Here is a 2,969-nt window from a genome sequence, read left to right on the forward strand (position 1 = left end):
GATCTGCTCCCACTGCGCGTCAGTCAGTTCAAAGCGTCGCATCAGGCCCACATGGGGCCGATCCCGCGGCCTGTGAACCCTTTGCAGAGACGCCCTAGCACGGCGCAGACCCGCTCGGCGGTTGAGGCGACCCGGCGCGACCTGCACATCTCGGGCTCGTCCTTCACGGTCGGCGCCGAGCGCTATGCCGCCGACGGCTCCCGCTGGAAGCGCGTGGCCTAACCCCTTCACCAGCTCCCCAGGTTGCATGCGGTTTCCTGGGTCGAGGGACGGTCGCGCCAGCGTGTGCTGTCCGCTGGCGCGGCCAACCCCTCTCAAGCCGAAGAGCAGCACACGGACACAGACAATGGCCAGCACCAAGCCCGACACCACCGTGAAGACCGACGTGCCGGTCATTGAGACCACGCCCGTCGACCATGGTGACGCTCACGGCGTCGGCAATGTAGAGCAGGCGCCGATCCGGCCCGACCTGCTGCACGAGACGGCCGAGGAGGTCGCAGCCCGTGACGCGGCGTGGCGGTCGGCAGGGGTGCGGTGAGAGCCCACTGCTACCGGCGTTCGTCATCCCGCATCGGCGGCCCTTTGCCCGCCTTGATGAACTTGCCGACGGCGATCCCCACCGGGATCGAGACCAGGAGCCAGCCTCTCACAAATCGAAGCACCTTACCCATGGCCCACTCCCTGGCTGCCGCCGGATCATCACACCACAACGCAGGGAGTGCCACTGCGACCATCGTCCCAGGAGGGTGCCCTGATGCGAGTCCCTGGGTCCTTCCTTTCGGCGCCTAGGCCCGAGGGTCCGCCCGAGCAAAGCTTCTGTCTAGGTGCAAAGTCCCAAAACCATGCAACGCGCAACATGCAACTCACGCAACATGGCAACAACTGAGACCAGAGCCGCCTTCGCCCGCCGTCACGGTGTGAACCGTTCGACGGTCGGCCGTTGGGAAGCCAAGGGCAGCATCGTGCTGACGGTCGATGGTCTCGTGAACGTCGAGGCGTCGGAGCAGTTGCTTGGCGGCCGGGCGGAAACCTACCGCGGCGGCAAGGCCAAGGGGCCAAGCGCTCAAAAGGCTCGCCAGACTTTCTCCCCGGATCTGGGGAATAGCCCGGCTCAAGATCCGCTGGCGCTCGCGCACGCCGGCCTCGCCGAGGTGATCCGCGCGATCGGCCCCTACGCCGCCCGGATGGCGCTGGAGTTCGGCGCGCCGCTGGAGGTGGCCTATGGGCTCGACCAGGCCGTTGCCGTCGAGGCGGATGGCATCGCTGCCCGGTTCCTCGCCCAGCACGGTCACCCCGACACCGCCAGCGGCTACGGCGCGCTGGATAGCTTAGGCCTCGACTTCGCGGAGGCAGACTGGGTTGCTCTCGCTGCCGCGCGCGGCGTGCCGCTCGACCTCGACGCGCTCGATGCGTGGTTCACCGGCACGGACTATTGGCGCGAGCCCGCGAAAGCAGCCGCATGACCGATCAGCTGCCTTCTCAGCTCATCCCCTCCAACGACCCGCCGCGCATCGGCGAGATCCGAACCCTGCTCGGCGTGCAGCTGCGCTGGGACGGCAGCAAGTGGCAGAAGGTGATCCCCTATGGCCGATGAAACCCTACGGATGCAGGCCGAGGTGGTCGATCGGTTCTCCGGTCCGCTGAAGGCGCTGAGGGCGCAGCTGCTCGATACCAGCCGTCAGGGCGCTTCTCATGGCGAGACGCTGGCGAAAGGCCTCGGCAAGGTCGAGGGCGCGGCCAGATCAGCCGGCCAGGCCGCGCAGACCGTTCTTAACCCTGCATTGGCTATGGTTGGCGTCACCAGCCTCGGCACGGGCGTGGCGGTGGCCGGCGTCGTGAACGCGCTGAACAACTTGGGTGGCAGCTTGTCGAGCCTCGGGCAGCTCGGCCGCGAGACCGGCATGGCTGCGGACCAGCTGCGGGTGTTCCAATCCGTGGCTGGCAAGTTCGGGGTGTCGGGCGACGCCTCATCTGCTGCGGCGAAGACCTTTTCTCAGAACATGCGCGACATTCGCCGCGGCGTCGGCGAGACGATGGGCTTCCTGCAGTCGCAGAACCAAGTGGTTGCTCAGTTCGCCATCAAGCTCAAGGGCTCGAAGAACAACGACGAAGCCTTGAAGATGGCTGAGGAATTCATGGAGCAGATCCCCAACGCGGTGGATCGGGGGCGCTTCGCCGAGAAGCTGTTCGGCAACATGGACCTGGGCCGGCTGGGCGATAAGCACCTGGGCGCGATCCGAGACCTGAATGCCAAAACTGCGGAGAAGCTTGGGCCGCTCGATCCGAAGACCGTAGAGAGCGCCGAGAAGTACGAGCGCGCTTTGGGCAATCTGCGCTCCTCGATGTCGAAGATCGGCCTCTCGATCGCGTCCGAGCTTATGGTGCCTGCCGAGCGGTTCACGTCGTGGATCGACGACATCGCTTCCGGCAAGCGGAAGGATCTGATCGACGGCGTGCGGAAGGGCATGCACGACATCGGCGACGAGCTGGGCAAGATCGACTGGAAGGCCGCCGGCCAGAGCGCCGAGCAGATGCTCACGAGCACGACGATGCTGGTGAAGCCGCTGGCCGAGAGCGTGAAGGAGATCGCGGCAGCGGTCAGAAGCTTCAACGAGGGTCGGCCGGCCGAGGCCCTGCGCCATCTTGATGGCGGCAGCGGTCCGCTCGCCCGCCGGCTGGCCCCCATGATGGGTGATGACGAGATCAACGCACAGGAGAACGTCGATCGACTCCGGAAGCTGCGGGATGTGTCGAAGGATGCCTCGCAGCATCTCATCGGCCGCACGCAGCAGCGCATGGGCCTGCTCGACACGCCGGAGGTAGCGGAGAAGAAGCTTGCTGACGCCGAGGCGGAGTTGAGCCGTCTCAAAGTGGCCTGCCCCCATGCGGTGGCCCAGGTTCGAAGTTAGTGCATCGTCGGTCGCGTGACGATGGCTGGGCGAGCGAGCGGCGCTGAAGTGCTCGGTTCC

6 protein-coding genes are annotated in these 2,969 nt (G+C 66.4%); 5 read left to right on the forward strand and 1 reads right to left on the reverse strand.

What is annotated here, in order from left to right; genetic code table 11:
- Both ASG32_RS34800 and ASG32_RS30975 read left to right on the forward strand, forming a co-directional pair.
- A partial coding sequence (locus ASG32_RS34800; protein WP_206780047.1) for a hypothetical protein occupies positions 1-222 on the forward strand: 222 nt, incomplete at its 5' end.
- Between the two features lie 124 nt (positions 223-346).
- Positions 347-538, forward strand: a complete 192-nt coding sequence (locus tag ASG32_RS30975) for a hypothetical protein (RefSeq protein ID WP_056533857.1) — start codon at positions 347-349, stop codon at positions 536-538.
- Positions 539-548: 10 nt separating this feature from the next.
- Here ASG32_RS30975 and ASG32_RS35735 read toward each other — a convergent pair whose 3' ends face one another.
- On the reverse strand, positions 549-671 hold the full coding sequence (locus ASG32_RS35735) for a hypothetical protein (protein WP_280141627.1): 123 nt from the start codon (positions 669-671) through the stop codon (positions 549-551).
- Between the two features lie 246 nt (positions 672-917).
- Between ASG32_RS35735 and ASG32_RS30980 the strand changes: the two genes are divergently transcribed.
- The 3 genes from ASG32_RS30980 to ASG32_RS30985 are packed head-to-tail and all read left to right on the forward strand — an operon-like array spanning position 918 to position 2,909.
- Positions 918-1,463 (forward strand): hypothetical protein, encoded by a 546-nt coding sequence (locus ASG32_RS30980; RefSeq protein WP_056533859.1) that lies wholly within the window; start codon positions 918-920, stop codon positions 1,461-1,463.
- Positions 1,460-1,594 (forward strand): hypothetical protein, encoded by a 135-nt coding sequence (locus ASG32_RS35740; RefSeq protein ID WP_280141628.1) that lies wholly within the window; start codon positions 1,460-1,462, stop codon positions 1,592-1,594. The genes ASG32_RS30980 and ASG32_RS35740 overlap by 4 nt, the downstream gene beginning before the upstream one ends.
- Positions 1,584-2,909 (forward strand): hypothetical protein, encoded by a 1,326-nt coding sequence (locus ASG32_RS30985; protein WP_157862113.1) that lies wholly within the window; start codon positions 1,584-1,586, stop codon positions 2,907-2,909. Before ASG32_RS35740 ends, ASG32_RS30985 begins: the two co-directional genes overlap by 11 nt.
- The last annotated feature ends 60 nt before the right edge of the window (positions 2,910-2,969 follow it).

This window comes from Methylobacterium sp. Leaf361 (genome assembly GCF_001424445.1).
GTDB lineage: Bacteria > Pseudomonadota > Alphaproteobacteria > Rhizobiales > Beijerinckiaceae > Methylobacterium.